Below are 247 nucleotides of genomic sequence, written 5' to 3'. Positions count from 1 at the left end.
CTCGCAACGAAGTGCGTCGGCAAATTGCCGGTCACGACACGGCCAGCCTGCATCATCTGCTTGCCTCTATCGACGAGAAACTCGGTGACTCTCTCGATGCGGTCCACGAATACCAGCATGCTGCTCAGATGGAGCAGACGGAACCATACATCTTCGATTGGGGACCGGAACTGCTATTACATCATGCTCCTGAACCGGCCGGAGAAGTGTTTGAGAAAGGGACGAAGCTGTTTCCGAAGTCTATGCG

1 protein-coding gene is annotated in these 247 nt (G+C 54.7%); it reads left to right on the top strand.

The window, feature by feature from the left end:
* The coding region (locus tag KVT28_RS26040) for a hypothetical protein (protein ID WP_217551160.1) at window positions 1-247 on the top strand (247 nt) is incomplete at both ends.

This window comes from Pantoea sp. GbtcB22 (assembly GCF_019091025.1).
Taxonomy (GTDB): Bacteria; Pseudomonadota; Gammaproteobacteria; order Enterobacterales; family Enterobacteriaceae; genus Pantoea; species Pantoea leporis.
Note: the sequence above shows the minus strand (reverse complement) of the source record. Positions and strands in the feature narration are given on the sequence as shown.